This is a genomic window from Roseovarius autotrophicus (genome assembly GCF_018069895.1).
In the GTDB taxonomy this organism is placed as follows: Bacteria; Pseudomonadota; Alphaproteobacteria; order Rhodobacterales; family Rhodobacteraceae; genus Roseovarius; species Roseovarius autotrophicus.
The window spans coordinates 81,776-108,675 of record NZ_JAGQDH010000004.1 but is presented as its reverse complement, the minus strand read 5'-3'; the positions used below and the strand labels follow the sequence as shown (position 1 = coordinate 108,675).

At 64.8% G+C, this 26,900-nt stretch carries 27 protein-coding genes, 1 tRNA gene and 1 pseudogene; 7 read left to right on the top strand and 22 right to left on the bottom strand.

Annotated features, from left to right (window positions below; translation table 11 throughout):
* Nucleotides 1-79: 79 nt before the first annotated feature.
* The gene (proS, locus tag KAK09_RS06625; protein WP_210878137.1) at nucleotides 80-1,435 is read left to right on the top strand and encodes a proline--tRNA ligase; all 1,356 of its coding nucleotides are present in this window, start codon (nucleotides 80-82) and stop codon (nucleotides 1,433-1,435) included.
* A 123-nt stretch (nucleotides 1,436-1,558) separates the two neighbouring features.
* Here the strand turns inward: proS and KAK09_RS06620 are convergent, their stop codons facing one another.
* Complete coding sequence (locus tag KAK09_RS06620) at nucleotides 1,559-2,881, bottom strand: ferredoxin reductase family protein (RefSeq protein ID WP_210878136.1); 1,323 nt, start codon at nucleotides 2,879-2,881, stop codon at nucleotides 1,559-1,561.
* A 131-nt stretch (nucleotides 2,882-3,012) separates the two neighbouring features.
* Between KAK09_RS06620 and KAK09_RS06615 the strand changes: the two genes are divergently transcribed.
* Nucleotides 3,013-3,088: transfer RNA gene (locus tag KAK09_RS06615), tRNA-Ala, on the top strand.
* 152 nt (nucleotides 3,089-3,240) lie between these two features.
* Here KAK09_RS06615 and gph read toward each other — a convergent pair.
* The 10 genes from gph to KAK09_RS06565 are packed head-to-tail and all read right to left on the bottom strand — an operon-like array spanning nucleotide 3,241 to nucleotide 13,136.
* Nucleotides 3,241-3,945: a phosphoglycolate phosphatase gene (gene gph, locus KAK09_RS06610; protein ID WP_210878135.1), complete on the bottom strand. Its 705-nt coding sequence runs from the start codon at nucleotides 3,943-3,945 to the stop codon at nucleotides 3,241-3,243.
* A 3-nt stretch (nucleotides 3,946-3,948) separates the two neighbouring features.
* Nucleotides 3,949-4,602 carry an HAD family hydrolase gene (locus KAK09_RS06605; RefSeq protein WP_210878134.1) on the bottom strand — a complete coding sequence of 218 codons (654 nt, stop codon included), beginning with the start codon at nucleotides 4,600-4,602 and terminating at the stop codon, nucleotides 3,949-3,951.
* Nucleotides 4,595-5,284 (bottom strand): ribulose-phosphate 3-epimerase, encoded by a 690-nt coding sequence (rpe, locus tag KAK09_RS06600; protein WP_210878133.1) that lies wholly within the window; start codon nucleotides 5,282-5,284, stop codon nucleotides 4,595-4,597. Before rpe ends, KAK09_RS06605 begins: the two co-directional genes overlap by 8 nt.
* Nucleotides 5,277-6,002: a triose-phosphate isomerase gene (gene tpiA, locus KAK09_RS06595; protein ID WP_210878132.1), complete on the bottom strand. Its 726-nt coding sequence runs from the start codon at nucleotides 6,000-6,002 to the stop codon at nucleotides 5,277-5,279. The genes rpe and tpiA overlap by 8 nt, the downstream gene beginning before the upstream one ends.
* A complete protein-coding gene (gene fba, locus KAK09_RS06590) occupies nucleotides 6,002-7,051 on the bottom strand; it encodes a class II fructose-bisphosphate aldolase (RefSeq protein WP_210878131.1) in 1,050 nt (349 codons plus the stop codon). The genes tpiA and fba overlap by 1 nt, the downstream gene beginning before the upstream one ends.
* A 3-nt stretch (nucleotides 7,052-7,054) precedes the next feature.
* Nucleotides 7,055-8,245: a phosphoglycerate kinase gene (locus tag KAK09_RS06585; protein WP_210878130.1), complete on the bottom strand. Its 1,191-nt coding sequence runs from the start codon at nucleotides 8,243-8,245 to the stop codon at nucleotides 7,055-7,057.
* The gene (gene gap, locus KAK09_RS06580; protein ID WP_210878129.1) at nucleotides 8,242-9,243 is read right to left on the bottom strand and encodes a type I glyceraldehyde-3-phosphate dehydrogenase; all 1,002 of its coding nucleotides are present in this window, start codon (nucleotides 9,241-9,243) and stop codon (nucleotides 8,242-8,244) included. Before gap ends, KAK09_RS06585 begins: the two co-directional genes overlap by 4 nt.
* Before the next feature lie 10 nt (nucleotides 9,244-9,253).
* Nucleotides 9,254-11,224 carry a transketolase gene (gene tkt / locus KAK09_RS06575; protein WP_210878128.1) on the bottom strand — a complete coding sequence of 657 codons (1,971 nt, stop codon included), beginning with the start codon at nucleotides 11,222-11,224 and terminating at the stop codon, nucleotides 9,254-9,256.
* 14 nt (nucleotides 11,225-11,238) lie between these two features.
* Nucleotides 11,239-12,114, bottom strand: a complete 876-nt coding sequence (locus KAK09_RS06570; RefSeq protein ID WP_210878127.1) for a phosphoribulokinase — start codon at nucleotides 12,112-12,114, stop codon at nucleotides 11,239-11,241.
* Between the two features lie 17 nt (nucleotides 12,115-12,131).
* Nucleotides 12,132-13,136 carry a class 1 fructose-bisphosphatase gene (locus KAK09_RS06565; RefSeq protein WP_210878126.1) on the bottom strand — a complete coding sequence of 335 codons (1,005 nt, stop codon included), beginning with the start codon at nucleotides 13,134-13,136 and terminating at the stop codon, nucleotides 12,132-12,134.
* 93 nt (nucleotides 13,137-13,229) lie between these two features.
* Between KAK09_RS06565 and KAK09_RS06560 the strand changes: the two genes are divergently transcribed.
* Complete coding sequence (locus KAK09_RS06560; RefSeq protein ID WP_210878125.1) at nucleotides 13,230-14,168, top strand: LysR family transcriptional regulator; 939 nt, start codon at nucleotides 13,230-13,232, stop codon at nucleotides 14,166-14,168.
* Here KAK09_RS06560 and KAK09_RS06555 read toward each other — a convergent pair.
* The 4 genes from KAK09_RS06555 to KAK09_RS06540 are packed head-to-tail and all read right to left on the bottom strand — an operon-like array spanning nucleotide 14,158 to nucleotide 19,149.
* Nucleotides 14,158-16,476 carry a nitric oxide reductase activation protein NorD gene (locus KAK09_RS06555; RefSeq protein WP_247651102.1) on the bottom strand — a complete coding sequence of 773 codons (2,319 nt, stop codon included), beginning with the start codon at nucleotides 16,474-16,476 and terminating at the stop codon, nucleotides 14,158-14,160. The two genes, KAK09_RS06560 and KAK09_RS06555, sit on opposite strands and share 11 nt — an antisense overlap.
* Entirely contained in the window at nucleotides 16,442-17,251 is an 810-nt protein-coding gene (locus KAK09_RS06550; RefSeq protein ID WP_210878124.1) for a CbbQ/NirQ/NorQ/GpvN family protein, read from the bottom strand. Before KAK09_RS06550 ends, KAK09_RS06555 begins: the two co-directional genes overlap by 35 nt.
* A gap of 55 nt (nucleotides 17,252-17,306) precedes the next feature.
* Nucleotides 17,307-17,660 (bottom strand): ribulose bisphosphate carboxylase small subunit, encoded by a 354-nt coding sequence (locus KAK09_RS06545; protein WP_210878123.1) that lies wholly within the window; start codon nucleotides 17,658-17,660, stop codon nucleotides 17,307-17,309.
* A 58-nt stretch (nucleotides 17,661-17,718) separates the two neighbouring features.
* A complete protein-coding gene (locus tag KAK09_RS06540; protein ID WP_210878122.1) occupies nucleotides 17,719-19,149 on the bottom strand; it encodes a form I ribulose bisphosphate carboxylase large subunit in 1,431 nt (476 codons plus the stop codon).
* A gap of 102 nt (nucleotides 19,150-19,251) precedes the next feature.
* Here KAK09_RS06540 and KAK09_RS06535 point away from each other — a divergent pair, with 102 nt between their 5' ends.
* Nucleotides 19,252-20,172 (top strand): LysR family transcriptional regulator, encoded by a 921-nt coding sequence (locus tag KAK09_RS06535; RefSeq protein WP_210878121.1) that lies wholly within the window; start codon nucleotides 19,252-19,254, stop codon nucleotides 20,170-20,172.
* 322 nt (nucleotides 20,173-20,494) lie between these two features.
* Here KAK09_RS06535 and KAK09_RS06530 read toward each other — a convergent pair whose 3' ends face one another.
* The 6 genes from KAK09_RS06530 to KAK09_RS06505 all read right to left on the bottom strand — a co-directional run bounded on the left by KAK09_RS06530 (nucleotide 20,495) and on the right by KAK09_RS06505 (nucleotide 24,211).
* Nucleotides 20,495-20,686 (bottom strand): Thivi_2564 family membrane protein, encoded by a 192-nt coding sequence (locus tag KAK09_RS06530; RefSeq protein ID WP_210878120.1) that lies wholly within the window; start codon nucleotides 20,684-20,686, stop codon nucleotides 20,495-20,497.
* Nucleotides 20,687-20,784: 98 nt separating this feature from the next.
* Nucleotides 20,785-20,997 carry a DUF3185 family protein gene (locus KAK09_RS06525; RefSeq protein ID WP_210878119.1) on the bottom strand — a complete coding sequence of 71 codons (213 nt, stop codon included), beginning with the start codon at nucleotides 20,995-20,997 and terminating at the stop codon, nucleotides 20,785-20,787.
* Between the two features lie 575 nt (nucleotides 20,998-21,572).
* A complete protein-coding gene (locus KAK09_RS06520) occupies nucleotides 21,573-21,812 on the bottom strand; it encodes a glycine zipper domain-containing protein (RefSeq protein WP_210878118.1) in 240 nt (79 codons plus the stop codon).
* A gap of 173 nt (nucleotides 21,813-21,985) precedes the next feature.
* On the bottom strand, nucleotides 21,986-22,333 hold the full coding sequence (locus KAK09_RS06515) for a hypothetical protein (RefSeq protein WP_210878117.1): 348 nt from the start codon (nucleotides 22,331-22,333) through the stop codon (nucleotides 21,986-21,988).
* 59 nt (nucleotides 22,334-22,392) lie between these two features.
* Nucleotides 22,393-23,547 carry an extracellular catalytic domain type 1 short-chain-length polyhydroxyalkanoate depolymerase gene (locus KAK09_RS06510; RefSeq protein ID WP_210878116.1) on the bottom strand — a complete coding sequence of 385 codons (1,155 nt, stop codon included), beginning with the start codon at nucleotides 23,545-23,547 and terminating at the stop codon, nucleotides 22,393-22,395.
* A 142-nt stretch (nucleotides 23,548-23,689) separates the two neighbouring features.
* Entirely contained in the window at nucleotides 23,690-24,211 is a 522-nt protein-coding gene (locus KAK09_RS06505) for a hypothetical protein (RefSeq protein ID WP_210878115.1), read from the bottom strand.
* Between the two features lie 338 nt (nucleotides 24,212-24,549).
* On the opposite strand from KAK09_RS06505, the gene KAK09_RS19050 reads away from it, so the two are divergent.
* Both KAK09_RS19050 and KAK09_RS06495 read left to right on the top strand, forming a co-directional pair.
* Nucleotides 24,550-26,001: an OmpA family protein gene (locus KAK09_RS19050; protein ID WP_210878114.1), complete on the top strand. Its 1,452-nt coding sequence runs from the start codon at nucleotides 24,550-24,552 to the stop codon at nucleotides 25,999-26,001.
* Nucleotides 25,998-26,225 (top strand): helix-turn-helix domain-containing protein, encoded by a 228-nt coding sequence (locus KAK09_RS06495; protein WP_336244430.1) that lies wholly within the window; start codon nucleotides 25,998-26,000, stop codon nucleotides 26,223-26,225. Before KAK09_RS19050 ends, KAK09_RS06495 begins: the two co-directional genes overlap by 4 nt.
* A 53-nt stretch (nucleotides 26,226-26,278) precedes the next feature.
* On the opposite strand, the gene KAK09_RS06490 is transcribed toward KAK09_RS06495, so the two are convergent.
* Entirely contained in the window at nucleotides 26,279-26,473 is a 195-nt protein-coding gene (locus KAK09_RS06490; protein ID WP_210878113.1) for a hypothetical protein, read from the bottom strand.
* A 242-nt stretch (nucleotides 26,474-26,715) separates the two neighbouring features.
* Between KAK09_RS06490 and KAK09_RS18995 the strand changes: the two are divergent.
* Nucleotides 26,716-26,880: pseudogene (locus tag KAK09_RS18995) on the top strand (helix-turn-helix domain-containing protein); the annotation flags it as partial.
* Between the last annotated feature and the right edge of the window lie 20 nt (nucleotides 26,881-26,900).

Sequence of the window (26,900 nt, the reverse complement as noted above, 5' to 3'; positions counted from 1 at the left end):
GATGTCGCGCCGCCTTGCCCCGCCTTGCGTTCCCGTCTAGAACCTGCGCGATATTCAGCCCCACGCGAAAGGCCCACCCATGCGTCTGAGCCGCTATTTCCTGCCTGTTCTCAAGGAAACCCCCGCCGAGGCGCAGATCGCGTCGCATCGCCTGATGCTGCGCGCAGGGCTCATCAAGCAGGCGAGCGCCGGGATCTATTCGTGGTTGCCTATGGGCTTCAAGGTGCTTCGCAAGCTGGAAAACATCGTGCACGAGGAGCAGGTGCGCGCGGGCCATATCCCGATGCTCATGCCGACGCTGCAATCGGCCGATCTGTGGCGCGAGAGCGGCCGCTATGACGATTACGGCGCGGAAATGCTGCGGATCAGGGACCGCCACGACCGCGACATGCTTTATGGTCCGACCAATGAGGAACTGATCACCGACATCTTCCGCTCCCATGTCGGCAGCTACCGCGACCTGCCGCTGACGCTCTACCATATCCAGTGGAAGTTCCGCGACGAGGTGCGCCCGCGCTTTGGCGTCATGCGGGGGCGCGAATTCCTGATGAAGGACGGCTACAATTTCGACCTGACCAAGGAGGACGCGCTGCACAGCTACAACCGCCACCTTGTCAGCTACCTGCGCACCTACGAACGGATGGGCCTTCAGGCGATCCCGATGCGCGCGGATTCCGGTCCCATAGGCGGCGATGACACCCATGAATTCCTCGTTCTGGCCGAGACCGGCGAATCTGAGGTGTTTTATGACAGTGCCATCACCGATCTGCGCTTTGGTGACCGCGCCATCGACTATGACGACCCGGTGCAATGCCGGGCGGTGCTGGAAGAGTTCACCTCGCGCTATGCCCGCACCGACGAGACCCATGACGAGGCGCTGTTCAACGCGATCCCCGAAGAGCGCCGGCGCGTCGCGCGCGGCATCGAGGTGGGGCAGATCTTTTATTTTGGCACCAAGTATTCCGAACCGATGGGCGCGACCGTGCAGGGCCCAGACGGCAAGCCGGTGCCCGTCCACATGGGCAGCCACGGCATCGGGGTGAGCCGCCTTGTCGGCGCGATCATCGAGGCCAGCCATGACGAGCGCGGCATCATCTGGCCCGAGGGCGTGACACCTTTTCATGCGGGCATCGTCAATCTCAAGCAGGGCGATGCGCAGGCCGACGCCGCCTGCGAGTCTGTTTACGCGTCGCTTCAGGCGCTTGGGATGGAACCGCTCTACGATGACCGCGACGAACGCGCGGGGGGCAAGTTTGCCACCATGGACCTCATCGGCCTGCCATGGCGGATCACCGTCGGACCGCGCGGCCTGAAGAACGGGGTGGTGGAACTGACCTCGCGGCGGACGGGCGAAAGCGAGGAGATGCCACCCGAACAGGCGGTGGAGCGGCTGGCGCGCGCCTATGCGGGGCATGTGCTGCGCCCCGCGCTCTGAGCGGCGCGGCCATCGCCTCAGCCCGCGCGCAGCGCGAAGCCCAGGATCGCAAGCGCCAGAACCGCGAGGATGAGCGCGACGGCCAGCCGGATACGGTGCCGGGTGGGCAGGGATGAAAACCGGTCAATCATAGACGAACTGCTCCGAGAGGATGCGCCGGGACGGGATGCTGAGCGCGAGCAGCGCGTCCTCGACCGCGCGCATCATCGGCGGTGGACCACACAGGACATACAGCCAGTCGTGCCGCGACGGATCCGCGAACCTTGCCCGCAGCAGATCGGCATCGATCAGTCCGGTTGCCCCGGTCCAGTCCTCGGGCGGTTCGGACAGGACATGGACGATCTCGGTGCCCGCGCGGGCACCGATCCGGTCAAGCTCGTCCCGGGCGACGATCTGGGCCTCGGTCCGGTTGCCGTAAAGCAGCACGCAGGGCCGCGTGTCGCTTGTTGCCTCCATCTCGCGCAGGATACCGATCAGCGGGGCAATGCCCACGCCGCCGGCGATCAGCGCGATTCCGGGGGCGTCGGGGTGGTCCGAATGGGTGAGATGGCCATGCGGCGCCTCGAGCCAGGCGCGTGTGCCGGGGCGGATCTGACCGATGGTGCCCGTGAAATCACCCAGTTCCTTGATGATGAATTCCACCTCCTGCCCTGAGGCGGGGGCAGAACTGACCGAAAACGGGTTCTCGTCGAGCGAGAATACCCCGCGCCCGATATTGACCCAGGCAAACTGTCCGGCCCGGTAATCCAGCCCGCCGTCAAACGCGGGGTCGAGCGTCACCGTCCAAGTGCGCGTGGCGGCGGGGCGGATTGCCGCGACACGCCAGGGCCTGCGCCAGCGGCGCAGCGGCGCCAGCACATAGACCCAGGCCAGTGCCGCCAGCGCCAGCGTGAGCAGCGCCAGCCAGACCCAGCCGAGCACGGGATCGGCGCTGTAGCGTCCGGCGCGTAGCGCGTGGAGAACGCCGAACCCCGCCACCAGCACCGCGCCCAGCCCGTGCAAAAGCCGCCAGACCTCGTATCGCAGGCCGCAGATGTCACGCCCGATGGCCATGGCGACCAGCCCGCCCAAAAGCAGAAGCGCCGCGATTCCGGGCCACAACCCCGTCCAGCCATAGTTGAGCGCGCCTTGCGCGGTCACGTCCCAGACCGGCGGCGGTACCATGGGCGAAACGTAGAGCACCGGGTGCAGCACCACCAGCACCAGGGCCGCCCGTGCCAGAAGTTGATGCGCACGCATCACCACATCCGATCCCGCCCTCCGGGTGATGCTGCGGAACCGGCCCAGCAGGAAGAATTCGGCGAGGATCATCGCCATGGCCACCAGCCCCGCGCCGCTGGCCAGTTCGTCCATCAGATGGCGCGGCGGCAGCCCCTGTGCCCAGGCCAGCCCCAAGGGCAGCAAGGCGAGGAAAAGATAAAGCGGGATCAACAGTGCGGCAGGCATGGCAGCAGACCTCCTTGGGGTCTGTCTAGCAGATTGCGGCGGGGGTCAACAGGCTGTGGAATGCGCCGGTGAATGGCGGTTGAGCTTCCCTCTTGACCTTGCCGCGCAAATTGCGCAAATCAAACGCCATCGGGGCCGTAGCTCAGCTGGGAGAGCGCGTCGTTCGCAATGACGAGGTCAGGGGTTCGATCCCCCTCGGCTCCACCAAATCAACAATCTGGTTGTTGCTGTTAAGACGATTTTTCGGCTCCTGTCGTTTTGTCCCACCGTTTTTCCCACACTCGATTCCAGTGCTGAAACAGGTTGCAGATCGTCACATCCGCTTCGGGCGCGGCTTACTCGATTGCGGGGAAAGGGTCTTATCCTGGACGAGTCGGGACAGCTGGGCGGTGTGTCAGCGGGTTGTGTTCCCTGCCGGGCAAAGCGCCCACAAGGCCTGACAGCGACGAAAAATGGTCGAAGGCAAAACTGTGTGGCAGGTCCTCGACCGGCGTGCTGCGATAGCCGCCGGTATGCAGACCAAAGGGCAGGTCGATGGCGTGGGCGGTCTCGGCATCCACCTCGCTGTCGCCGACATAGAGAAGCGGGGTGGCATCGAGCGCCGCAAAGGCGGCACGGAGCGGGGCGGGGTCGGGCTTTTTCTGCGGCAGGCAGTCGCCGCCGATCACCACCTCGAAGAAGGCCGAGAGGCCGAGCGCGTCAAGCACCTGCACCGAAAGGCCGCGATACTTGTTGGTGCAAACCCCCATGACATGGCCCGTGTCGCGCAGCGCCTCAAGCGCCGCGAACACGCCGGGATAGGGCCGGGTGAGGTCGGCGGGGCGCTCGGTGTAATGCGCGAGCATCCGCGTGGTCATCGCCTTGTGTTGCGCGGGATCGAGCGTCAGGTGCTCGATCACCCGGCCCACGAGGCGAGGAATACCATGGCCGATGAAGGATGTGAGCAGAGGCACCGGAAGGGGCGCGTGATCCATCTCCGAAAGCACGCGATTGGCGGCGGCGGCGATGTCGGGCGCGCTGTCCACCAGCGTGCCGTCGAGATCAAAGACGATGGCGCGGCGCATGGGCTACTCCGTGAAATGAGTGAGATCGGGCAGGATACGAGCCGCCCCTGTGAAATCCTCGCCCGCCGTATAGGCCGAGGGCGTGACGATCACGCCAAGTCCCGCGCCCAAGGCAGACAAAAGCCCGTTGCGGCTGTCCTCGAATGCGATGCAGGCGCCGGGCGCAAGGCCCAGCCGGTCAAGCGCCAGATGGTAGACATCGGGGGCGGGTTTCTTCGCCGCCACCTCGTCACCGGCGGCGATCACGTCGAATACTTGCGCTGCAGGGCGGGCGAAACAGGCAAGGCTTAGCGCCTCGACATTGGGGCGGCTGGTGGTGGTGGCGATGGCAAGGCGCTGGCCCCTGTCGCGCGCGCGCTCGACAAGGGTCGCGACGCCGGGGCGCAGGCGCATTGCGCCTTCGGACATCAATGTGGTGTAACGCACCGTCTTGGCGGCGTGGAGCGCGGGGATATCGACCCCCTCAACACCGATCTCGGCCATGAAGGCGGCAATGCGCTCCTTGCCGCCGGTGGTTCTGAGAAGCCGCGCGTAATCGTCGCGGCTCCAGTGCCAGTCGAGACCCTGCTCGGCAAAGGTCTCGTTGAAGGCGCGGCGGTGCAGTTCCTCGGTCTCGGCCAGCGTGCCGTCCACGTCGAATATCAGCGCTTCAACCACGGGTCGCCGCCTCTGCCGCCGCACGGATGGCGCGGATATTATCGCCATAGGGGCCGGGGTTGGCTACGCTGCCGCCCTTGAACACCGCCGAACCGGCGACCAGCACATCGGCCCCGGCCGCGACGACCAGAGGCGCGGTCGCTGGGGTCACGCCGCCGTCGATCTCGATATGGATGGGGCGGTCGCCGATCATGGCGCGCAAGGCGCGCACCTTGGTGGTCATGTCGATGAAGCTCTGTCCGCCAAAGCCGGGATTGACCGTCATCACGCAAACAAGGTCCACCATGTCGAGAAGATGCGCGATCGCTTCGGCGGGCGTCGCCGGGTTGAGCGCCACCCCCGCCTTCATCCCCGCGCCGCGAATGGCCTGCAAGGTGCGGTGGATATGCGGCCCGGCCTCGACATGGGCGGTAAGAATATCGGCCCCGGCCTGTGCATAGGCGTCGATATAGGGATCGACCGGCGCGATCATCAGGTGCACATCCATCACGGTCGTCACATGGCGGCGAAAAGCGGCGACGGCAGGCGGGCCAAAGGTGAGGTTGGGCACAAAATGTCCGTCCATCACATCGACATGGACCCAATCGGCCCCCTGGGCCTCGATCGCCTGAATCTCGCGCCCGAAATCGGCGAAATCGGCCGACAGGATCGAGGGCGCGATCTTGATGGAACGGTCAGGCATGAGCAGCCTCCATGGCGTGGATGAGGGGGATGAACGTCTCGGATGCGAGCGAGGCGCCGCCGACCAGTGCACCGTCCACGCCCCGCAATGCGAGGATCGCGGCCGCGTTGGCCGGGCCGACCGAACCGCCATAGAGGATCGACAGCGCCGGGTCGGGCAGGCGCGCGCGGATAAAGGCATGCGCGCGCGTGATCTCGTCGGAAGAGGGTGTCAGGCCGGTGCCGATGGCCCAGACCGGCTCATAGGCGATCATAGTGTTGGCGGGCGTGGCCCCTTCGGGCAGCGATCCGGCGATCTGCGCCGCCAGCACGCCGAGCGTCTCGCCCGCGCGATACTGCGCTTCGGTTTCGCCGATGCACAGGATCACGGTCAACCCTGCCTCCCACGCGGCCAGCACCTTGGCGGCAACCTGTGCGTCGATCTCGGCGTGATCCCGGCGGCGCTCGGAATGGCCCAATATCACCCAGCCTGCGCCCGCGTTGCGCAGCATCGGCGCGGAAATGTCACCCGTGTGCGCGCCCTCGGCGCGCGCGTGACAGTCCTGCCCGCCGATCTCCATACCGACAAGGTTGCGTGCCGAACGAATGAGCGTCGCGGGCAGGCAGAGCACCACCTCGCAGGCGGCGGTTTTCGCGGCGGTCGAGATTTCCGCGACTGTGGCCAGATCGGCCACCGTCCCGTTCATCTTCCAGTTTCCCGCCACGATCCTGCGCCGCATCAGAGCGCCCCGTCGGCGTAGCGGCGCGCCATGTCGTCGAGCGGAATGACCTTGATCCTGCTGGCCTGACCGGCGGTGCCGAACCGCTCGAACCGGTCCAGACACAGCGCCTGCATCTCCTCCATCGCGGGAATGGTGAACTTGCGCGGATCGAACTCGGTGGGGTTGGTCATCGCCACCTTGCGGAATTGCCCGGTGATGGCCATGCGGTTGTCGGTGTCGATATTGACCTTCCGCACGCCCGAGCGGATGCCGCGCTCGATCTCCTCTACCGGCACACCATAGGTCTGGGGCATCTCGCCGCCATGCGCGTTGATCAGATCCTGAAGGTATTGCGGCACGGAACTTGATCCGTGCATGACCAGATGCACATGCGGGATCTTGGCGTGGATTGCCTCGATCCGCGAAATGGCCAAGGTCTCGCCGGTGGGTTTCTGGCTGAACTTGTAGGCCCCGTGGCTGGTGCCGCAGGCGATGGCGAGCGCATCCACCTTGGTCAGCCGCACGAACTCCGCCGCCTCGTCTGGATCGGTCAGAAGCTGATCGTGGCTGAGCGTGCCCGCCGCGCCCGATCCGTCCTCTTCCGCCGCCTTGCCGGTCTCCAGACTGCCCAGAACACCCAATTCCCCCTCGACCGATGCGCCCACCCAATGCGCCATGCGCGCCACGCGCTCGGTGATGGCGACGTTGTAGTCCCAGGAGGCCGGGGTTTTCATGTCCTCTTCCAGAGAGCCGTCCATCATCACGGAGGTAAAGCCGTGTCGGATGGCCGAAAGGCAGGTCGCCTCGTTGTTGCCGTGGTCCTGATGCATGCAGATCGGGATGGCGGGATACATCTCGACAAGCGCCGCGATCATGTGGCGCAGCATGATGTCACCCGCATAGGCGCGCGCGCCACGGCTGGCCTGAAGAATCACCGGCGCGTCGCATTTCGCCGCCGCGCGCAGGATGGCAAGGCCCTGTTCCATGTTGTTGATGTTGAAGGCGGGCACGCCATAGCCCTGTTCGGCGGCGTGATCGAGAAGCTGGCGAAGGGTGATGAGTGCCATGGGTCAAACCTTTTCGTCTTGCAGGAGGGCGGCCACGCCCGGCAGGGTGCGGCCTTCGAGCCATTCGAGAAACGCGCCACCGGCGCTGGAAACATAGGTGAAGCGGTCGGCCACTCCGGCCGCGTTGAGCGCGGCCACGGTATCGCCCCCGCCCGCGACACTGACCACAGTGCCGCCGCGCGTCAGCTCTGCGGCGACACGCGCGAGCGCAACGGTGGCGGCGTCAAAGGGCGCAATCTCGAACGCGCCAAGCGGGCCGTTCCACAGGATCGTCCGCGCGCCTTCCAGAACGCGGGTGAAATCGGCCACCGCGTCCGGCCCCGCGTCGAGGATCATCGCATCCTCGGGGCAGGCATTGGCGGGCAGGGTCTGCGCCTCGGCCCCGGCGCGGAACGCGCGCGCTACCACGACATCGACGGGCAGGTGGATGGCGCAGCCTGCCTTTTCGGCCAACGCAATGATCTCGGCCACGGTGCGGATCTGATCCGCCTCATGCAGCGATTTTCCCATGGGTGCGCCCTGCGCGAACAGAAACGTGTTGGCCATGCCGCCGCCGACGATGACGTGATCGAGCTTTTGCACGAGGTTCTTCAGAACGGCGATCTTGGTCGAGACCTTGGCGCCTCCGACGATCGCCACCGAGGGTCGCGTCGGGGCCTCAAGCGCGGTTTGCAGCGCGGTCAGTTCCTCCATCATCAGCGGCCCGGCGGCGGCGGGCAGGAGCCGCGCCAGCGCCTCGGTCGAGGCGTGCGCCCGGTGCGCGCAGGAAAACGCGTCGTTCACATAGAGATCGCCCAACTCGGCAAGGTGACGCGCAAACCCCTCGTCATTGGTTTCCTCGCCCGGATCAAAGCGCAGGTTCTCGACCAGCAGCACCTGACCGGGACCAAGATTGCGCGCCTCGTCGGCGGCGGCCTCGTGTTCGGCAAAGCGCACCGGGCATTGCAGGGCGCAGCTCAGGGCATCGCGGATATGGCGCAGCGAGGCCCCGGCCACCACCCGCCCCTTGGGCCGCCCGAAATGCGACAGCACCACCAGCGCGGCCCCCTTCGCCAGCAGGGGGCGCATCCCTTCGGCAAAACGGGTGATGCGGGTGGCGTCCGACACCCGGCCATCGGCCATCGGCACGTTGAGATCGGCACGCACCACAAGACGCTTGCCCGCGACCTCCATATCACAGACGGCGCGGATCATATCAGCCGCCCCATCGCCACGGCAGTATCCGCCATGCGGTTGGAAAACCCCCATTCGTTGTCATACCAGCTCAGAATGCGGCACATGCGCCCCTCCATTACCTTGGTCTGGTCCATGTGAAAGACCGAAGAGCGGCTGTCATGGTTGAAATCGGACGAGACATTGGGCCGGTCGGTATAGCCCAGAACCCCGTTCATCGCCCCTTGGGCGGCGGCGCGGATCGTCTCGTTGATCTCTTCGGCGTCGGTGTCGCGCGCGGCCTCGAATGTCAGATCGACCACCGAGACATTGGGCGTCGGCACCCGGATCGCAAACCCGTCCAGACGACCCGCAAGCTCAGGCAGAACCAGACCGACGGCCTTGGCCGCGCCGGTCGAGGTCGGGATCATCGAGAGGCCCGCGGCCCGCGCGCGGTAAAGGTCCTTGTGCATGGTGTCGAGCGTCGGTTGATCGCCGGTGTAGCTGTGGATCGTGGTCATGAAGCCGCGCGTGATGCCGATGGCGTCGTTGAGCGCCTTGGCCACGGGGCTAAGGCAATTGGTGGTGCAGGACGCGTTCGAGACGATAAGATCGCCCGCCGTCAGCGCGCCCTCGTTGACGCCAAAAACGATGGTTTTGTCCGCGCCCTCGGCGGGGGCCGAGACCAGCACGCGCTTGGAGCCGTTTTTCAGGTGCAGCGCCGCCTTGTCGCGGGCGGTGAAGATGCCGGTGCATTCCATGGCGATATCCACGTCGCGCCAGGGCAGATCCTCGGGGTTGCGGATGGCGGTGACGCGGATCCGGCCCCGGCCCACGTCGATCCAGTCCTCACCGGTGGTCACTTCACCGGGAAAGCGACCGTGGATGGAATCGTATCGCATCAGGTGGGCGTTGGTCTCGACCGGGCCGAGATCGTTGATCGCCACGACCTCGATATCGGTGCGACCCGATTCCACGATGGCGCGCAGCACGTTGCGGCCGATTCGGCCAAATCCGTTGATGGCTACCTTGGTTGTCATGTGTCCGTCCTCAGATCAGGGTTTTCGCCTTGGCGGCCACCGCCGATGCGGTGATGCCGAAATGGTCATAAAGGGCAGGGGCGGGGGCAGAGGCGCCAAAGCCGGTCATGCCCACAAAACCGTCGTCGTGCCGCAGCACTGCGTCCCAGCCCTGTCGGATCGCCGCCTCGATGCCGACGCGCGGCGCGGTGCCCAGCGTGGCGCGGCGGTAAGCCTCGGGCTGTGCCGTGAAAAGCTCGAAGGACGGGGCCGAGACCACCGCCGCCGCGATGCCGTCAGCGGCCAGCAGATCGGCGGCGTCCATGGCGATCTCCACCTCCGAGCCGGTGGCAATGAGCGTCACCTGCCGGTCATTTCCACCATGCAGCAGATAGCCCCCCCGCGCGGTCAGGTTCTCGTCCGCGCCGTCGCGCAGCACCGGCAGGTTCTGGCGCGAGAGCGCCAGCAGCACCGGACGGTTCGTCGTGGTCATGGCAATCTCCCACGCCTCCGCCGTTTCCACCGCGTCGCAGGGGCGCAGCACGGTGAGGTTCGGGATGGCGCGCAGGCTGGCAAGGATTTCGACCGGCTGATGGGTTGGCCCGTCCTCGCCCAGACCGATGCTGTCATGGGTCATCACGAACATGCTCGGCACACCCATGAGCGCCGCCAGCCGGATCGCCGGGCGGCAATAATCGGCAAAGGCGAGGAAGGTGCCACCATAGGGCCGGAAGAGGCCCGACAGCGCGATGCCGTTCATCGCCGCCGCCATGCCATGCTCGCGGATGCCGTAATGGATGTAGGCGCCGGTGAAATCGCCCGGTTTCACCGAAGCCTGCCCCTTGGAGCGGGTGAGATTAGAGCCAGTGAGATCGGCCGAGCCGCCGACGGTGAAGGGCAGCGCCGCATTGACCACGTTCAGCGCCATCTCGCTGGCCTTGCGGGTGGCGATCTTGGGCCGGTCGGCCAGAAGCTGCGCCTTGTGCGCGGCCATCGCCGCGCCAAGCGGGGCCATGTCCTGCGCCAGATGCGCCTCGAAGGCGGTGCGCACGGGGGCTGCATCGAGGCGCGCCTGCCATGCGGCGCGCGCCTGCGCGCCGCGCGCGGCCACGCGGTGCCACGCGGCATAGACCCCCTCGGGGATCTCGAAGGGCGCATGATCCCAGCCCAGATGGGCGCGCGCGGCGGCGATTTCCTCGACACCGAGCGGCGCGCCGTGCACGTCATGCCCGCCCTGCTTGTTGGGCGCGCCGCAGCCGATCACGGTGCGGCACGCGATCATCGAGGGGCGTGGATTGCGCGCCGCCTCGGCAATCGCATCGGCGATCTCAACCGGGTTATGGCCGTCGCAGGCCAGCACATGCCAACCCGCCGCGCGAAAGCGTGCAAGCTGATCGGTGGACGTGGACAGGTCCGTGTCGCCGTCGATGGTGATGCGGTTGTCGTCCCAGAGCACGATGAGCCGCCCGAGTCCGAGATGCCCGGCGAGGTCGATCGCCTCGTGGCTGATCCCTTCCATCAGGCAGCCGTCGCCGGCGATCACCCAGGTGAAATGCTCGATCAGGTCAGGAAAGCGCGCGTTCCCCAGCCGCTCCGAGAGGGCCATGCCGACAGCGGTGGCGATGCCCTGTCCAAGCGGGCCGGTGGTAACCTCGATGCCCTTGGCATGGCCATATTCCGGGTGCCCCGCCGTGCGCGCGCCCAACTGGCGAAAGGCCCGGATCTGTTCCATGCCCATGTCATCATAGCCCAGCAGGTGATTGATCGCGTAAAGCAGCATCGAGCCATGCCCCGCCGAGAGCACGAAGCGGTCGCGGTTGGGCCACCTGTCATCGGCGGGATCGAGCGTGATGAAGCGGTTGAAGAGCACGGCCGCCACATCGGCCATGCCCATTGGCATACCGGGATGGCCGGAATTGGCGGCCTGCACCGCATCCATGGCCAGCGCGCGAATGGCATTGGCCATCTGGCGCTCGTCGGCGGGTTTGACGGCGGCGTTCATAGGAAAACCTCCTCTCAGCGCAGCTTGCGCGCGGTAGAGACCAGCCGCTCGATGAGCGGGGTCAGGATGAGTTGCATCGCCAGGTCCTGCTTGTTGCCGGGAATGACGATGGAATTGGCGCGCGTCATCCACGAGCCCTGGATCATCGAGGTGAGATAGGGAAAGTCGATGCCGCGCGGGTTCTTGAAGCGGATAACGACAAGGCTTTCGTCGGGGGTGGGGATCCAGCGGGCGATGAACGGGTTCGAGGTGTCGACCACCGGCACGCGCTGAAAGTTGATGTCGGTTTCGGTGAACTGCGGGCAGATGCAGGTCACATAGGCGTGCATCCGGCGCAGGATCGTATCGGTGACGGCCTCGGTGGAATAGCCGCGCGCCTCGCGGTCGCGGTGGATCTTCTGGATCCATTCGAGGTTGATCACCGGCACCACCCCGATCTTGAGATCGGCCAGTGCCGGAAGATTCACCGTGTCATTGACCACACAGCCGTGCAGCCCCTCGTAGAACAGCAGGTCCGCGCCGTCCTCAAAGGGCGTCCAGGCGGTGAATTCGCCCGGCGGCACACCGTGGCGTTCGGCCTCTTCCGCGTCGTGGATGTAGTGGCGCGTGCGGCCTTTGCCGGTTTCGCCGAACTCGCGAAAGACCCGCTCCAGCTCGCCCAACTCGTTGGCTTCATAAGAGAAATGCGAAAACGTCTGATCCCCTTCGGCATAGCGGCGCAGCAATTCCGCCTTCATGTCGGCGCGGTTGTAGCGATGAAAGGCGTCGCCCTCGATCGAGACGGCGCTGACGCCCTCGCGGCGGAAAATATGCTCGAATGTGCTCTTGACGGTCGATGTCCCCGCCCCCGAGGAGCCGACGACGGAAATGATCGGGTAGATATTACTCATGTCGCTCTCTCCAGGGCTTAGCTGCGAAACAGGCCACGGCTGCCAAAAAGCGCCGAGACCTCGGATTCGGGCAGGTCGTGATAGGTGGCTACGCGCGCGACCTTGTTCGCGCTGCCAAAGACGAAGGGCGTGCGCGCGTGCAGGCTCCGGGGCTGGCGGTCGCGGATGGGCAGGGTGCCGTCGCTTGCGCGCCCGCCTGCGCCTTCGATCAGGTGGCCGATGGGGCCGCATTCATAAACCAACCGCAACCGCCCCTGCGCATAGCCTTTTCGGCTGTCGCCAGGGTAGAGAAAGATGCCGCCCCGCGTCAGGACGCGATGTGCTTCGGCCACCAGAGAGGCGATCCAGCGCATGTTGAAATCGTGGCCCAGCGGGCCTTCGGTTCCGGCCACGCGGTCGTCGATATAGGCTCGGATCGGGGCTGGCCAGTGGCGGTAGTTCGAGGCGTTGATCGCGTATTCCGAGGATTCGGTCGGAATGGCGGCGATCTCGCCCAGAGAGCGGAACCGCCCGGTTTCAGGATCGAGGACATATTTCAGGACGCCGCCCTCGCCCACCCGAAGTATCAGGCAGCATTGCGGACCGTAGATCACATAGCCGGCGGCAAGCAACTCGCGCGATGGCCGCAGCACGCTGGCCTCTGGCGTATCGGCGGCGGGGTAGACGCCAAAGATCGTGCCCACCGACACGTTGGTTTCGATGTTGGACGACCCGTCCAGCGGGTCGATCACCAGCGCGAGCGTGCCCGCGCCGAGCGTCACCACCTCTTCCTGTTCCTCCGAGGCCAGATAGCGCACCGCCCCGCCATCGAGTGCGGCGCGCGCCATGTCGTCGGCGATCACGTCGAGTGCTTTTTGCGTGTCGCCATCGGCATTGCTGCCCTGCGCCGTGTCGAGCGCCTCATCAAGCCCGCCGCGCGCGATGCGCCGGGCGAGCGCTACACCGAACCCCGCGAGCCGGTCGAGCGTATCGGCGAGATCGGCAGCGGTGCCCTCGGGCAGGTGGTCGAGAAATTCCGGCATGATGTCTCCTCCCATCATGCCGCCAGAGGTTGCACGAGAGAGGATTTCATGAAATTTAAAGTATATATTAACAAATTAAGAAAAATCTAAAACATGCTGTCTGCCGCCATCACCCTCAAGCAGTTGCGCACGCTTCTAAGCGTGGCCGAACACCGCTCGCTCACGGCTGCCGCCGAGGCGCTCCACCAGACAACCCCCGCGATTCACAGTCAAATTCGCAAGCTGGAGGATCTGGCTGGGCGTCCGCTCCTGATGCGCGAGCGCGACGGGGCGGGCTATGTGCTCACTGCGTCCGGCGAGGCAATCGCGCGCGCCGCACGGCGGATTGACGCCAATTTGTCGCATGCCGCTGACGATCTGCGCGCGATCTCAAGCGGGTTTCAGGGCCATGTGCGACTCAGCACCGTCTCGACCGCGCAGTATTTCGCCCCTCTTCTTGTGCGAATGTTGCGCGACGCGCTGCCCGAGATTGATGTGGGTCTGCATGTGGGCAATCGCCGCGAGGTGATCGCCGAGCTTGATCAGGGGCGCGCGGATCTCGCGGTGATGGGTCGCCCGCCACGCGCGCCGCTGGTGCGCTCCGAGCCTCTGGGCGCGCATCCTCACGGCATCCTTTTGCCGCCGGGCCACGGCCTTGCCGGAAAGGACGGCTTCGACGCGGTTGAGCTTCTGCAGGAAACTTTTCTTGTGCGCGAGGAGGGGTCAGGCACTCGCGCGCTGATGATGCGCTATCTCGACCGGCTGAGCGAGGGGGCGAGCCCGCCAATGATCGAACTCAGCAGCAACGAATCGATCAAGCAGGCGGTGATCGCGGGGCTGGGCATCGCATTCCTGTCGTTGCACACGGCACGCGACGATCTGGTCTCGGGGCGTCTGGTGCTGCTCAGGGGGATGGGCCTGCCGGTGATGCGGCAATGGTATCTGGTGCGCCCCGCAGAGACGATACCCACGGCGGCCTGCGACCAGGTTGCGCGTGCGATCACGGGTTTTGCAGGGGCCTACTTTCCGGCGCTCTCCGGCCTCACCGGGTGAGGGCGGCGTAAAGCGCGGGCAGCCGCTCGGGCAGGCGCTCGACCTTATCCACCACCTGCACGTTCCGCGTGCCGAAGATGCGCTGCGCATAGGCATCCGCGCCGGGATCGAGCGTGAGGCAGAAGAGAGTGATTCCGCGACGCATCGCCTCTTCCACCGCGCGGCGGGCATCGGCGCGCAGATAATGCGGGTCACGCACGTCGATATCGGCTGGCGCGCCATCGGTGATCACCAGCATGAGCCGCCGCGTGGCGCGCACCTGTCCCAGAAGATGCGCGCCATGGCGGATTGCCGCGCCCATCCGGGTCGAGAGCCGCCCCTCGGCCCCCATGATCCGCGCCTTGGCCAGCCCGCCCCAGGGGTCGGAGAAATCCTTGAACCGTTGATAAAAGACCTGCGCGCGCCCGTCCGAGCAGAACCCGTGCACGGCAAAGCTGTCACCCACGCGCGCCACCGCCTCGCCCAGAAGGAGTGTGGCGCTGCGTGTGAGGTCAAGCACGGTCTGCCCGCTCGCCGTGGGATCGTTGGTGGATTCCGACAGGTCGAGCAGCACCAGAACGGCGGTGTCCCGCTGATTGAGCACGCGGCGCATCATGATGCGCTGGTCGGGCTGCTGCCTCAGCCGCGTGTCGATCGCCGCCGCGACGGCCGCGTTGAGGTCGAGATCGTCGCCATCCTCGAGCTTGCGCACCCGCGTCACCCCTTGCGGGCGCATCGCCTCAAGCCGGTGGCGCAGCCGCTCCATCACCGCGCGATGCTCGGTCAGGATCGCCTCGGCGCGCCCCGGATCACCCGCCCGCGCGCGCCGCTCCAGCACCGTGGCCCAGGCGGGGCGCATCATCTGGATGGTGTGGTCGAACTCGTCGTAGAAAACCGGCGGCGCGAGCGGCTCTTTTCCCTCGCGCTCGTTGAAGCTGATGCCGTCATCGTCGAACAACTCATGCGCCTGCACCCAGATTTCCTGCGCGTCCTCGCCTGCGGTCTCAACCTCGACCTCGTTCACCATCTCCATGACCGAGACGTATTTGCGCACCTGCGCGGGCGCGGCGGCGATGGAGTCGAACGCCATCTCCTCATACTCCCACAGCACGCGATTGTCGCAGCGATAGGGACAGGACGGGCGGTCGCGATACACGGAAAACGGCTGCGCGTGCAGCCGGTCGGCCAGCGCAAGGCCCAGCCGGTGCGCGGCGGCCATGTCCGCCGGATCAATGGCGGCAAAGCCGCGCACCGCCCAGCCGGACAATTCGTCCTCGGGTGTGCCGGTCAGCAATGCGCGCGCGATCCTGTCGAAGATCCCGGCGATGCCCGATCCCGTCACGGCGTGAAACGGCGCCCACAACTCGCGCAGGCGCGGCAGGCGGGCGATCGCCAGTGCCTCGGCGCGGGCGTCCTCGATCAGCCCCACGCAGGCCATTTGCAGCGCATTGAGTCCCTCACCCTGATGCGCGCGATCAAGCGCCGCCAGATGCGCCGCAAGATGCGCCAGTTGCGCGCGGTAGAGATCAAGTGCGGCCATCCCCTGCCAGTCGTCGAGCGCGTCGGGCAGATAGAGCGTGTAGCCCTCGATATGGGGTTGCAGCCCGGCGCGGTTGTCGAAATCGCCCGCCGTCGGGGCCATGACGAAATCGCGCCCCCAGAGCGCGCGCAGATACATGCCAAGGCGGCGCTGGACATCGACCAGAAGCGTGCCCTTGCGCTCGCGCTTGAGCACGGCACGCGACTCCTCGGTGGCCAAGGCGAAAAAGCGTTCAAGCTCTGGGTAATCGGTGCGGTGCGCCTCGGCCCCCCAATCGGCCCAGCGTCGCAGGCCGCCAAGCGTGAGCACGTCGAGCAAGGCACCCAGATTGTCGAGCATCGGCCGCATCCCACGCGGCGCGCGGGACAAGAGGTGCTCCAGAAAGCGGAGGTAGCTGCGGAAGAGCGTGACATCGCCCAGGCGGCGCGCGGCGATGGGGGCGGTGGCGATGATGCGGGTGATCACCGCGCCCGAGGTGCGTGAGGCGAACCCGGCGCAATGCCCGGCGAAATCGGCCAGGATATCCTCGCCCAGATCGCGCGCCACCTGCGGCGCGGCCTCGATCCAGGCGAGTGTCACGCTCTCGCCGCGCCCCAGACGGTGCAGCCCGTCCACGCCCCGCAGCCAGGTGTCGAGGCCGCGCGGGCTGAGCCTGCGGCGCGCATCGGGCAGGGCGGCGGCCAGCGCGGGATGGAGTGCAGCGGGCAATTCACCCGCCAGGCCCGTGTGATCGGGCGGCAGGAGTGCTGCGAGGTCAGAACCAGGTGGCGACGGCGGCATCGAGGGCATCGCGCATGTCCGGGTCATCGGTGATGGGACGGCTCAGCGCCATGGCGCAGGCCGCGCGCGGCGACACGCCGCGCACGATCAGCCGTCCGGCATGGATGAGCATCCGTGTGGACAGCCCCTCGTCCAGCCCGTGCCCCTTGAGATTGCGCGCCCGCGCACCGATTTCGACAAGTTTTCCGGCAATTTCGGCCGCAACGCCCGATTCATGCGCAACGATCTCGGTTTCGGTCTCGGCCCCCGGCCAGGTGAAATCGAGCGCGCCAAAGCGTTGCTTGGTCGATTGCTTGAGGTCCTTCATCAGGGACTGGTAGCCAGGGTTATAGCTGATGACGAGCAGGAAATCGGGATGCGCGCGCAACAGTTCGCCCTTCTTTTCCAGGGGCAGAACGCGGCGGTCATCGGTCAAAGGGTGAATCACCACTGTGGTGTCCTGTCGCGCCTCCACCACCTCATCGAGATAGCAGATGCAGCCATGCCGCGCGGCGAAGGTGAGCGGACCGTCCTGCCAGCGCGTGCCGTCGGCGTCGAGCAGGAAGCGGCCCACGAGATCCGAGGCGGTCATGTCCTCGTTGCAGGCCACAGTGACAAGCGGGCGGCCCAGCCGCCAGGCCATGTGCTCGACAAAGCGGGTCTTGCCGCAGCCGGTGGGACCCTTGAGCATCACCGGCATCCGTGCCTCCCACGCGGCGTGGAAGAGCGCCACCTCCTCGCCCACGGGGCGATACCACGGCTCGGTGCCGATGCGGTGCTCGGCGGTCGGGTCGGGCCTGTCCATGTGCTCTGCTCCTCTCGTCTGTCGGCCCGCCCCCATGGGGACGGGCCGTTGCGTATCAGACCGGCGTGCCGCGATAGACGACCATGTTGGCGCCCTGGCTCTGGGTGAAATTATCATATCCCAGCAGGCGCACATGGTTGTCGGGGTTGGCCTCGTGGCAGGCCTTGAGCTCCGCCAGGATGACATCGACATCGGTCTCGCCGAACATCGGCAATTTCCACATATACCAGTAGTTCGAACCCGCGAATTCCGGCTCGGTATGCTCGATGGCCGGGTTCCAGCCGTGTTGCACGATCCAGTCCACCTGCTTGCGGATTTCGTCATCGGTCATCGGCGGCAGGTAGGAGAACGTGCCCATCTTGCGGCTGGCCGGATCGGATAGGCGGGAGGTGTAGTCTTGAACGCTCATGGGATGGCTCCTTGTGATGGCTTGCGGGCCATTGAGTATTTATTGGAACGATGAAGGCTCAGCGGTGCTGCACGTCGAGCTTGTCCACGGTGTCGAACTCGAACTTGATTTCTTTCCACGTCTCCATGGCGATCCTGAGTTCGGGGCTGTGGCTGGCGGCCTTGAGCAGGATCTCCTTGCCCTCCTTCTCAAGCTCGCGGCCCTCGTTGCGGGCCTGAACGCAGGCCTCGAGCGCGACGCGGTTGGCGGCGGCGCCGGCGGCGTTGCCCCAGGGATGCCCCAGCGTGCCGCCGCCGAATTGCAGAACCGAATCGTTGCCGAAGATCGCCACCAGAGCGGGCATGTGCCACACGTGGATGCCGCCTGACGCGACCGGAAACACGCCGGGCATGGAACCCCAGTCCTGATCGAAGAAGATGCCGCGATCGCGGTCCTCGGCGACGAAGCGGTCGCGCATCAGGTCGATCCAGCCGAGCGTGGCGGCGCGGTCGCCCTCGAGCTTGCCCACCACCGTGCCGGAATGCAGGTGATCGCCGCCCAGAAGCCGCAGCATCTTGGCCAGCACACGGAAATTGATGCCGTGATTGGGGTTGCGGTCGATCACCGCGTGCATGGCGCGGTGCACATGCAGCAAGAGGCCGTTGTCGCGGCACCATTTCGACAGCGAGTTATGCGCCGCCCAGCCCAGCGTGAGGTAATCCGACATGATGATCGGCGTGCCCAGTTCGCGGGCGAATTCGGCCCGCTGATAGACCTCTTCCATGGTCGGCGCGGTCACGTTCATGTAGTGGCCCTTGCGCTCGCCGGTCTCGGCCTCGGACTTGTCGATCGCTTCCTGGCAGAACAGGAAGCGGTCGCGCCAGCGCATGAAGGGCTGGGAGTTCACGTTCTCGTCGTCCTTGGTGAAATCGAGCCCGCCGCGCAGGCATTCATAAACGGCGCGGCCGTAGTTCTTGGCCGAAAGCCCCAGCTTGGGCTTGATCGTGCAACCCAGCAGCGGGCGGCCATACTTGTCCATCTTGTCGCGCTCGACATGGATGCCGTGCGGCGGGCCGAAGCAGGTCTTCACGAACCAGATCGGAAAGCGCACATCCTCAAGGCGCAGCGAGCGCACCGCCTTGAAGCCGAAGACATTGCCGACAAGCGAGGTGAAGACGTTGACGACCGAGCCTTCCTCGAAGAGATCCGCCGGGTAGGCGACGAAGGCATAGAATGCGTCATCGTGGCCCGGCACGTCCTCGATCCGATAGGCGCGGCCCTTGTAGAAATCGAGATCGGTCAGAAGGTCGGTCCAAACCGTCGTCCAGGTGCCGGTGGAACTTTCGGCGGCGACGGCGGCGGCGGCCTCCTCGCGCGGCACGCCGGCTTGCGGGATCACCTTGAAACAGGCGAGGATATCGGTCTCTTTCACCGCGTAATCGGGTTCCCAATAGGTGGCGCGGTAGTCCTTGACACCCGCATCATAGGTCTTGCGTGTTTCCTTGTTCATCTCGCGCCCTCCTCCGGCGTGCTGGATGGGCAGAGAATGCGGTATCGTCGGGGTAATCGGAAATCGTTTGTTTTTATTCCGGGAATAGACGATCATCTATTCATGAGGGTTACGCTGCGCCAGCTCCAGGTGTTTTCGGCGGTGGCCGAGCGGCTGTCCTACACAGCGGCCGCAGAGGCGCTGCATCTCACGCAACCGGCGGTCTTTGCGCAGGTGCGCCAGCTTGAGGCGCAGGTCGGCGAGCCGCTTATCGCGCGGGCGGGGCGACGGCTGATGGTGACGGAGGCGGGCGCGCTGGTGCTGCGCAGCGCGGCGGCGATCCTGGCCGAGGCAGACCGGCTAGAGGCCGGCATCGCGGCGCTGCGCGGGCTCTCGGCGGGACGGCTCGACCTGGCGGTGGTCTCGACGGCGAAATACACGCTTCCCTGGCTCATAGGCCCGTTCAGCCGCGCCCATCCTGGCATCGACATCCGCCTGACGGTGGGTAACCGGCGCGAATTGCTGGAGCGCTTCGCCGATCACCGAGACGACCTATACGTTCTGGGCGCGCTGCCCGATGATCTCGACGCCGATCATGTGCCGCTGGCGGAAAACCCCATTGTTGTCGTCGCTGCGCCCGATCATCCGCTGGCAGGCCGGGTGGGGGTCGCGCTGGCCGATCTTGCCGCCTTTCCGCTGGTGATGCGCGAGACCGGATCGGGCACGCGCCGTGCCGCCGAGGCGCAGTTCGCCGAGGCCGGGCTTGTGCCGCGGATCCACTATGAACTGGGCGCGAACGAGGCCGTGAAGCAGGCGGTCATCGCCGGGCTTGGCCCCGCAATCCTCTCGCGCGGCACGGTCGAGTTGGAACTGGCCCACGGCTATCTGGTAGAGCTTGATGTGGCGGGCTTTCCGCTGCGCCGCTCCTGGTCGATGGCCTGGAGCCGGGCACGCCCGCTCTCGCGCGCCGCCGAGGCGCTGCGCGCCGCGCTCGTCGCCGGGATCGAACCCGGCAAAGGCACCAGTTATTTCGGCAATGCCTGAGCGTCAGGCACGGCTGTGACCAATGGACCGCATGTCGGACCGATCCCGCCCTCATTTCCAGCTCTCGCGCCTATCGCGGTGGCATGCACGAGGGTGCCCTGATCTGTGTTGGCCGGCGGGTTTGCCGCCAACGCGTTCCGGGGTGGTTCAAGTGACCAACACAGATTGGCATGTGACGCACCTACACAGGGTGGCCTGCCTATGTCGGTCGCGCATCGACACGATTTCTCTGCCACTGGCTTCTGTGTGGGCGCTTTACCGTTGTCACGATCTCCGCCAAAGCCCGTTGGATCGCCCCAACAGCAACACATGCCCGCGCGTCTCAGCCACCGACCCGGATAGCGGCAATATCGCCAAGCAGCCCGAAGCCGCGTAACAGCCACAGGATCACGAGGATCACGACAACCACGTTGAGGATCGACTTGATCTTGTGATCCATCGGCAGGTAGGTGTTGATTGCCCAAAGGGCGATGCCAACGACGACAAGTGTGACGACAAGATTGACTAATGACATCAATGGTTTCCTTTTATTTCGCCCAGAACTGAATGGCGGCGAACCGACTGTGCGACGGCAATAAGCTGTGCACCGCGCCCGGTGCGTCGCCTACTGCATCAGGAGCGAAGCAAGCCCCGCATGAGCAGTGCCCCACCCGCAACGACGCCGATCAGACCGGTGATCATGAACCACATCGTGTTTCCCGAAAAGCGACCGGTCATCGCCTCGGTCATCTGGTCGACCGGGGCGTTGCTTCCCCTCCACGCGAAGAAAAGCAGAAAGGCACCAACGACAAGCGCGACAAGACCGAAGATGTTTGACTGTGTCATTATGTAATCTCCCGGGGCGGGTATATCCCGGCGCGGCGCATGGGCCGCTGTGGGGACAGACCTTGACCTTTGCCCCCGCGAGGTGCGGCGGTGAGTGGGCAATATGGCGGGTTTCCACACCAACGCACTTACCTGGATCAGCCTTGGAAAGACTTGTCCCTTCCACGGGCATACTTTACTTTTCTAGGGTACTTTCCCCGATATATGATCCATGTTGTGTCACACATCGGGTTGGCTGCTAATGTCGCACATAGGGATCCCAATCTTGGTGATCCCGAAGGGAAAAGCACCCCCGATGAACCAGATCATCTACTTCACAGGACTGTTCGTGGTCATCGTGTTTGTCCTGGGCTTTCTGGGACTACGCTGAACGAAAGCGCCCTTCGCCGCGCCCAGTAACAAGACCCGCCAGCGTCAGCCCATCGAGACTGGCCCGCACCAAAGTGGGCCATGGCATAACCCGCGGCATCCGATCCGAAGTCTGTAGATTTTCCCATGAACAAATCCGCCCCCCTGAACACAAGTGCAACCCCGACCGAGCATGACATTGGCCAGCAGATCGAGTCCCCGCGCGGTCACCGGTTCTGCGTATCCCGATTCGCCCCGATCAACCCGCCGACCCCGGCTCCGACCGCACCGCCGATGACCGTCGCACCGGTTCCTCCCCCGGCGATCTGCCCGGCGGCCACGCCGGTCAGGCCACCGATGATGGCGCCAGTGCCGGAGTTGTTCGCTGTCCCATCCCGGTTCGTGCAACCTGCAAGAACCGTGGCCGCCATCAAGACGGTTACAATCGTAAGTCCATGATAGTTCATCGCGCGTGTCCCTTCACAGGTGCGGCCTGCACAGGAAGCTGCGAGGCGGTCACACCAGACCGTGGTGACAGTGCCATGGATCGACATTCATCCGGCTGATCTGGGTTAGGGGCAATCGCCGTTCGAGGCCATTTCAACGCCCGTTAATCGGTGAGACTTGAAAAGGCGCGGCGTCAGGACGACGGCGTCTGTTGGTGCACGAGCCGCAGCCATGTGCCGGTGTCGTTGAGATAGGACGATGTGCAAAGCGCCTCATAGATCGGCGTGTCGTCGCGCTCGGCGGAGACGTGATAGGCGAGGATGGCAACATCCTTTTCCCGGGCAAAGCACCGCTCCGAGAGAACGACCGAACGCCATCGCTGTGCGACCTGGCTTTCCCGCCAGAGTTGATTGCCCTGAAGAATCCCCACCGGATATGGAAAGACAAAGACGGCCCCCTTGGCCGTCATAGTCCTGGCGCTGTCGGAACCTTCGGTCCAGAACCGCTGTTCCATGGCCCACAGTGCGTCTTCATCTGTCATGGTTCAATCCCTCATCATGAATTTCATCGTTCTCTGCGTGATGCCGCTTTCCGTCCGGATCAGCGAACGACGTCCCTGGCAGGCTTGTCCAGAAAGAAGCGCACCATTTGCGCCGAGGCATCGGGGCCCTTGGTGTCGGTATAAGAGCCCGCCGCCCGTCCCCCGGACCAGGCATGGCCAAAGCCCTCGATCATCCAGAGTTCGACCCGGACCGAGCCCTTGGTGTCCGTGAAGAAACTGCGGGAATAGTCACGCCCTTGCACAGACCGCTTGCCCACCCTGGTGGGCGCGACATGCCCGCCCATCGCTGCCGCGACGATAAATCCGGCGTTGAGCGGATTGACCGTGCGATCGTCTGTGCCCTGGAAAATAATCCGGCGCACCGGACCTGCCCGCTTGGGGATACTGGCGACAATCCCGTTCGGCGCACCACCGTCATGCATCGCCGACATCGCCGACATCGCGTCCCATGCCGCCCCCCGCGCGAGGCCCGAATGCACCCCGGCGGCGGCGAAAACATCCGGATAGACGTCGGCAAGGATCGCCGCCATTGCGCCGCCTGCGGACAGCCCAGCCACAAAGACGTCATCGCGACATAGGCCGAATTCCCGCATGAGCTTGCGCGTCAGTGCTGCGAGAATGGCAGGTTCTCCGGTGCCGCGCATCTGGTTGCGCGGCTTGAACCAGTTCCAGCAGCCACCCCTGTTTTGCCATCTGGTCTGCGCCGGATAGGCAAGCGCAAGGCCATGTTTTTCGGCAAGAGCATTCATGTGGGTGCCGAGGGCAAAATCATCCGGGCTTTGATTGCAGCCATGCAGCATCAGGATGAGTCCTCTGGGCCGGCCGGGCCGGCTGGCCGGCAGATAGAGTCGGTAGCCACGCGACCCTGCCGCACTGCGATGCCTGCGGGTCAGATACTGCGCCTGTGCCGGAATGCGGGGCAACGTCTGATCACCGCCTGCGCGGATGGCGGAGCCGGTCGCAATCGGTGACGTGCTTTCCCTGCGACGGATAAGCGCCCCAACCGTGCGCCCCGCTTTCCGCGCGGCGGATATTCCGAGATTTGCCGATGTCTCATAGCTGCGGGTTTTGAAGAGCAGCAATGCCGCCTGGACAACGAAACCGCTCAGCGCCGCCTGGAACGAAACGGACGAGCGGGCCAGGCGTCCTGGCCATTGCACCACCTGTGTCGCTGGCTTCATAGTATCTGTCATTCGGGGCTCCTCCAATAGGGTGATATCCGGCCGCGGACATCGGGTGACTGCCCAGCGCGCCGGTTCTGGCCTTTCGGAAACCTGTCCCGAATCGAAAAAACGCCGGTCCAACAGCTGTCGAACCGGCGTCTTATGTCGGTGATTATTCCCCGATGCGCTCAACGATACTCGTGGCGTAGGCATCGATCAGGGCATTGTAGAAATCGTCCTGCGACGGGGCTATTGTGACCCAGTCTTCGGGCACCTGCGGCTCTCCGCTGACGGCCTGCATGCGAAGGGCATAGCTGCCGATCAGAGCATCCCGGCTTGATCCCTTGGCAACCGCAGCAGGGCTGTTGCTGCCTTCATGTGTGGTTATGGTGCCTTCAAGTTGGTTGAACTCACCCGAGTCCGTCAGCACCGGGTTGCCGTTGATCGCCACGTTGTTGATCTCGACCGAGATCCGCGGCGCGTCAGCCTTGTCGTCGATGGTCAGTTTCGAGGCGATCGCGGTGGCGAGGTCCTCGTTCAGCGTCGGCCAGAACTTGAGGACGTTGTTTTCCTCATAGGCGCTCAGGGTGGATGTGACTTCCAAACCGGAGAGGGTCTTTTCGAGAGCGGTCAGCGGGCCGGCTGCGGCGAGGATGAACGCACTGCAAATTGCTGTGGTCTTGAGAAGGTTCATTGGGACTTTCCTTGATTCTATCATCATCGCCAGAGGTCTGTGGACTGCCGTGACAGGCAGGTCGCACGAGTCCTGTCCAGAGGTGAACTGTGAACGTCTACGGGTGTCATACAGATTTTCCCGCTCGGTCGTTGCTTGTCGCAGAGACTATGGCCTCCCGCACTTACCTGCATCAGCCTGAAGACGACTCGTTTCATCTAGATTTCAAACAGATGAAACCATCAGGCCGCGAGTATGCCTTCACGAGATGCGAGGTGCCGCGCTTGCAGGGCCGCTGTTGATGCGCGGGATTGATATCCGCAATGTGCATCCTGGCCCTCTTTTGAGAGGAAACCGACGTGACGAATTATTCCCTGAAATCGACCACGGCAATTCTCGCCGCCATGTCTTTGCTGCAACCAGCACCCGCGCTCGCACAATCCAACGCAAACGCAAACGAGAACGCTGCCGGTGCCAGTGCACAGGTCGAGATCGTGACTGAGACCGAAGCTCAGGCTGCGGCTGAGGCCGAGGTGGTGGCCGCAGAAGTAGCCGCGGCTCAGGCCGCAGAGGCCGCAGAGGCAGCCGAGGCCGCAGAGGCTCAGGCCGCAGAGTCAGCCGAAGCTCAGGCCGCAGAGGCAACCGAGGCGGAGGCCGCAGAGGCAGCGGAGGTCGCGAAAGAACAACAGACCGGATCAGCCATACCCGACACGAGCGTGATCGAAACCCTGACAGGTGCCCGGCTCGACGCGCTCGCGGCGGACGCGGATGCTGAAACCGCAACCGATGTGACGACCGAGACGGTCACCGAGCAGACAAGCCGCTCGAGCAATGAAGAGTTCAAAGAATGGATCGCTGAAGAACAGGACGCCGTCACCACCCAACAAAGTGCTGCACCACAAGCAAAGTCCAAGAAGGGGATGAGCGATCTGCAAAAGGCAGGTCTGCTCGCGCTTGGTGCGGCGGTGGTTGGCGCGGTGTTGTTGAATGGCCAGCGCGTCGAGGCGAATACCGGAGACCGGGTCATCGTGGTCGATGAAGACAATGACTACCGGATCCTCAAAGACGACGATGCGTTGCTGCGCCAGCCGGGTTCGGATGTGCGCACCCAGCGGTTCAGCGACGGCTCTACGCGCACCAATGTCATGCGCAGCGATGGCACTGAGATCGTCACCATCCGCGATTCGGACGGGCGCGTCCTGAGGCGCGTTCTGATCGAGAGGGACGGGCGAGAATATATGCTGTTCGACGACACCCAGAGCTTTGCGCCGGTGGTGGTGCATGATCTGCCCAGCCCATCCGTTGACCCGTTCGACTACCAGGCGGCCAGCGACCGCGAGAGCCTGCGCGCGGCCCTGCTTGCCGCCGACCGTCGCGACATCGGACGCCGCTTCAGCTTGCAACAGGTGCGCGACATCCACGAAGTGCGACAGTTGAGCCCCGAGATCAATCTTCAGAACGTCACTTTCGCCACCGCCTCATCCGCGATCCAGCCCTCACAGGCCGAGCAATTGCGGCAGATGGGCATGCTGATGCGCGACATGATTGCCGAGGATCCGACCGAGCTGTTTCTGATCGAGGGCTACACGGATGCGATCGGCGAGCCGGGCTACAACCTGCTGCTGTCTGACCGGCGCGCCGAGTCCGTCGCGCTCGCCTTCAATGAGTATTTCGATGTGCCGACCGAGAACATGATCGTGCAGGGTTATGGAGAGCGATTCCTGAAAATCCCAACGCAAAAGGCCGAACGCGCCAACCGGCGTGTCGCCGTACGCCGGATCACAACACTCATGCGGGAAAGCGGGCGGTGACCGACAAGACCCGGCTATCCCTGTCCGCTGCCCAGTATCACCTGGCCGACGCGCTCGGGCTGAGTGTGGTGCATGTGAACCGCGTGCTGCGTCATCTTCGCGATGACGGCCCTGTCACGTTCCGGAAGGGGCATGTGATCTTCAACGATATTGACCGCCTTCGGGAGATGATGGCCGGGTTTGACACGGCCTACCTTGACCAGGACGGGCCGCTCCTGCGCTGACGCGCCGCCCCGGCAGGTCTTGCCGGAGCGGCGCGTTTCAGTCTCGCCGAAGCTTATGCCAGCGCGTGCGTGGCCGCGTCGAGTTCGCGGTTGCAGTCGCTGTCATTCTTCGCGGTGTGCGCCTTTTCAGCCGCGTGGAAGTGCTTCATCGCCGAGTCCTTCTTGGGACCGGCGGCGGCCTTGTCGCAGGCCGCCTTGACGGTCTTCATCTTCTCGGCGGTGTTGGGTGCAGGTGTTTTCGAGTCCATCGAATGGATCCTTTCAAGTGTCTGATGCAACTTGACAAAGTTCCCTGTCGGGCCGGGCTGGAGACCGGATACCCCCGACAGGAAACCTTGCCGATACTCGTACCAAACGTCCGACGACTGAATATCATGCCGTCACCAAGAAACCTACCCGGTTCTCTTTGCTGCGGGACTGATCCAGGTTGGTGTCGAGGTGTCTTTCGGCGGCTCCTTTGCCCCCGACATGAAAGGAACGGCTCTTTGCACGATGTCTCGGAACGACGCCTTACCGGTTATTCACCGACCTGCGCCTTGATCATGGCCGCAGCCTGTTGCGTGAAACCGATCCGAGCGTGACCGAGGTCGCGCTCGCGTCGGGCTTCCTGTCGGCGATGGCGTTCTCGAAGGGATTTCGCGAACGCTTTGGCTTTTCCCCCCGCAAGGGCACGCG

Bases quoted from the DNA above. Each gene is read 5' to 3' on its own strand.
- KAK09_RS06490 (WP_210878113.1), bottom strand. From the start codon at position 26,473: ATGGACTCGAAAACACCTGCACCCAACACCGCCGAGAAGATGAAGACC.
- KAK09_RS06560 (WP_210878125.1), top strand. From the start codon at position 13,230: ATGCTGTCTGCCGCCATCACCCTCAAGCAGTTGCGCACGCTTCTAAGC.
- KAK09_RS06550 (WP_210878124.1), bottom strand. From the start codon at position 17,251: ATGGACAGGCCCGACCCGACCGCCGAGCACCGCATCGGCACCGAGCCG.
- fba (WP_210878131.1), bottom strand. From the start codon at position 7,051: ATGGCACTCATCACCCTTCGCCAGCTTCTCGATCACGCCGCCGAACAG.
- KAK09_RS06570 (WP_210878127.1), bottom strand. From the start codon at position 12,114: ATGAGTAATATCTACCCGATCATTTCCGTCGTCGGCTCCTCGGGGGCG.
- gph (WP_210878135.1), bottom strand. From the start codon at position 3,945: ATGCGCCGCGCCATCGTCTTTGATCTCGACGGCACGCTGGTGGACAGC.
- gap (WP_210878129.1), bottom strand. From the start codon at position 9,243: ATGACAACCAAGGTAGCCATCAACGGATTTGGCCGAATCGGCCGCAAC.
- KAK09_RS06515 (WP_210878117.1), bottom strand. From the start codon at position 22,333: ATGACAGATGAAGACGCACTGTGGGCCATGGAACAGCGGTTCTGGACC.
- KAK09_RS06565 (WP_210878126.1), bottom strand. From the start codon at position 13,136: ATGCCGGAATTTCTCGACCACCTGCCCGAGGGCACCGCTGCCGATCTC.
- KAK09_RS06585 (WP_210878130.1), bottom strand. From the start codon at position 8,245: ATGATCCGCGCCGTCTGTGATATGGAGGTCGCGGGCAAGCGTCTTGTG.
- KAK09_RS06555 (WP_247651102.1), bottom strand. From the start codon at position 16,476: ATGCCCTCGATGCCGCCGTCGCCACCTGGTTCTGACCTCGCAGCACTC.
- KAK09_RS06535 (WP_210878121.1), top strand. From the start codon at position 19,252: ATGAGGGTTACGCTGCGCCAGCTCCAGGTGTTTTCGGCGGTGGCCGAG.
- tpiA (WP_210878132.1), bottom strand. From the start codon at position 6,002: ATGCGGCGCAGGATCGTGGCGGGAAACTGGAAGATGAACGGGACGGTG.
- rpe (WP_210878133.1), bottom strand. From the start codon at position 5,284: ATGCCTGACCGTTCCATCAAGATCGCGCCCTCGATCCTGTCGGCCGAT.
- KAK09_RS06510 (WP_210878116.1), bottom strand. From the start codon at position 23,547: ATGACAGATACTATGAAGCCAGCGACACAGGTGGTGCAATGGCCAGGA.
- KAK09_RS06545 (WP_210878123.1), bottom strand. From the start codon at position 17,660: ATGAGCGTTCAAGACTACACCTCCCGCCTATCCGATCCGGCCAGCCGC.
- KAK09_RS06520 (WP_210878118.1), bottom strand. From the start codon at position 21,812: ATGAACTATCATGGACTTACGATTGTAACCGTCTTGATGGCGGCCACG.
- KAK09_RS06505 (WP_210878115.1), bottom strand. From the start codon at position 24,211: ATGAACCTTCTCAAGACCACAGCAATTTGCAGTGCGTTCATCCTCGCC.
- KAK09_RS06530 (WP_210878120.1), bottom strand. From the start codon at position 20,686: ATGTCATTAGTCAATCTTGTCGTCACACTTGTCGTCGTTGGCATCGCC.
- KAK09_RS06525 (WP_210878119.1), bottom strand. From the start codon at position 20,997: ATGACACAGTCAAACATCTTCGGTCTTGTCGCGCTTGTCGTTGGTGCC.
- KAK09_RS06620 (WP_210878136.1), bottom strand. From the start codon at position 2,881: ATGCCTGCCGCACTGTTGATCCCGCTTTATCTTTTCCTCGCCTTGCTG.
- tkt (WP_210878128.1), bottom strand. From the start codon at position 11,224: ATGAACGCCGCCGTCAAACCCGCCGACGAGCGCCAGATGGCCAATGCC.
- KAK09_RS06540 (WP_210878122.1), bottom strand. From the start codon at position 19,149: ATGAACAAGGAAACACGCAAGACCTATGATGCGGGTGTCAAGGACTAC.
- proS (WP_210878137.1), top strand. From the start codon at position 80: ATGCGTCTGAGCCGCTATTTCCTGCCTGTTCTCAAGGAAACCCCCGCC.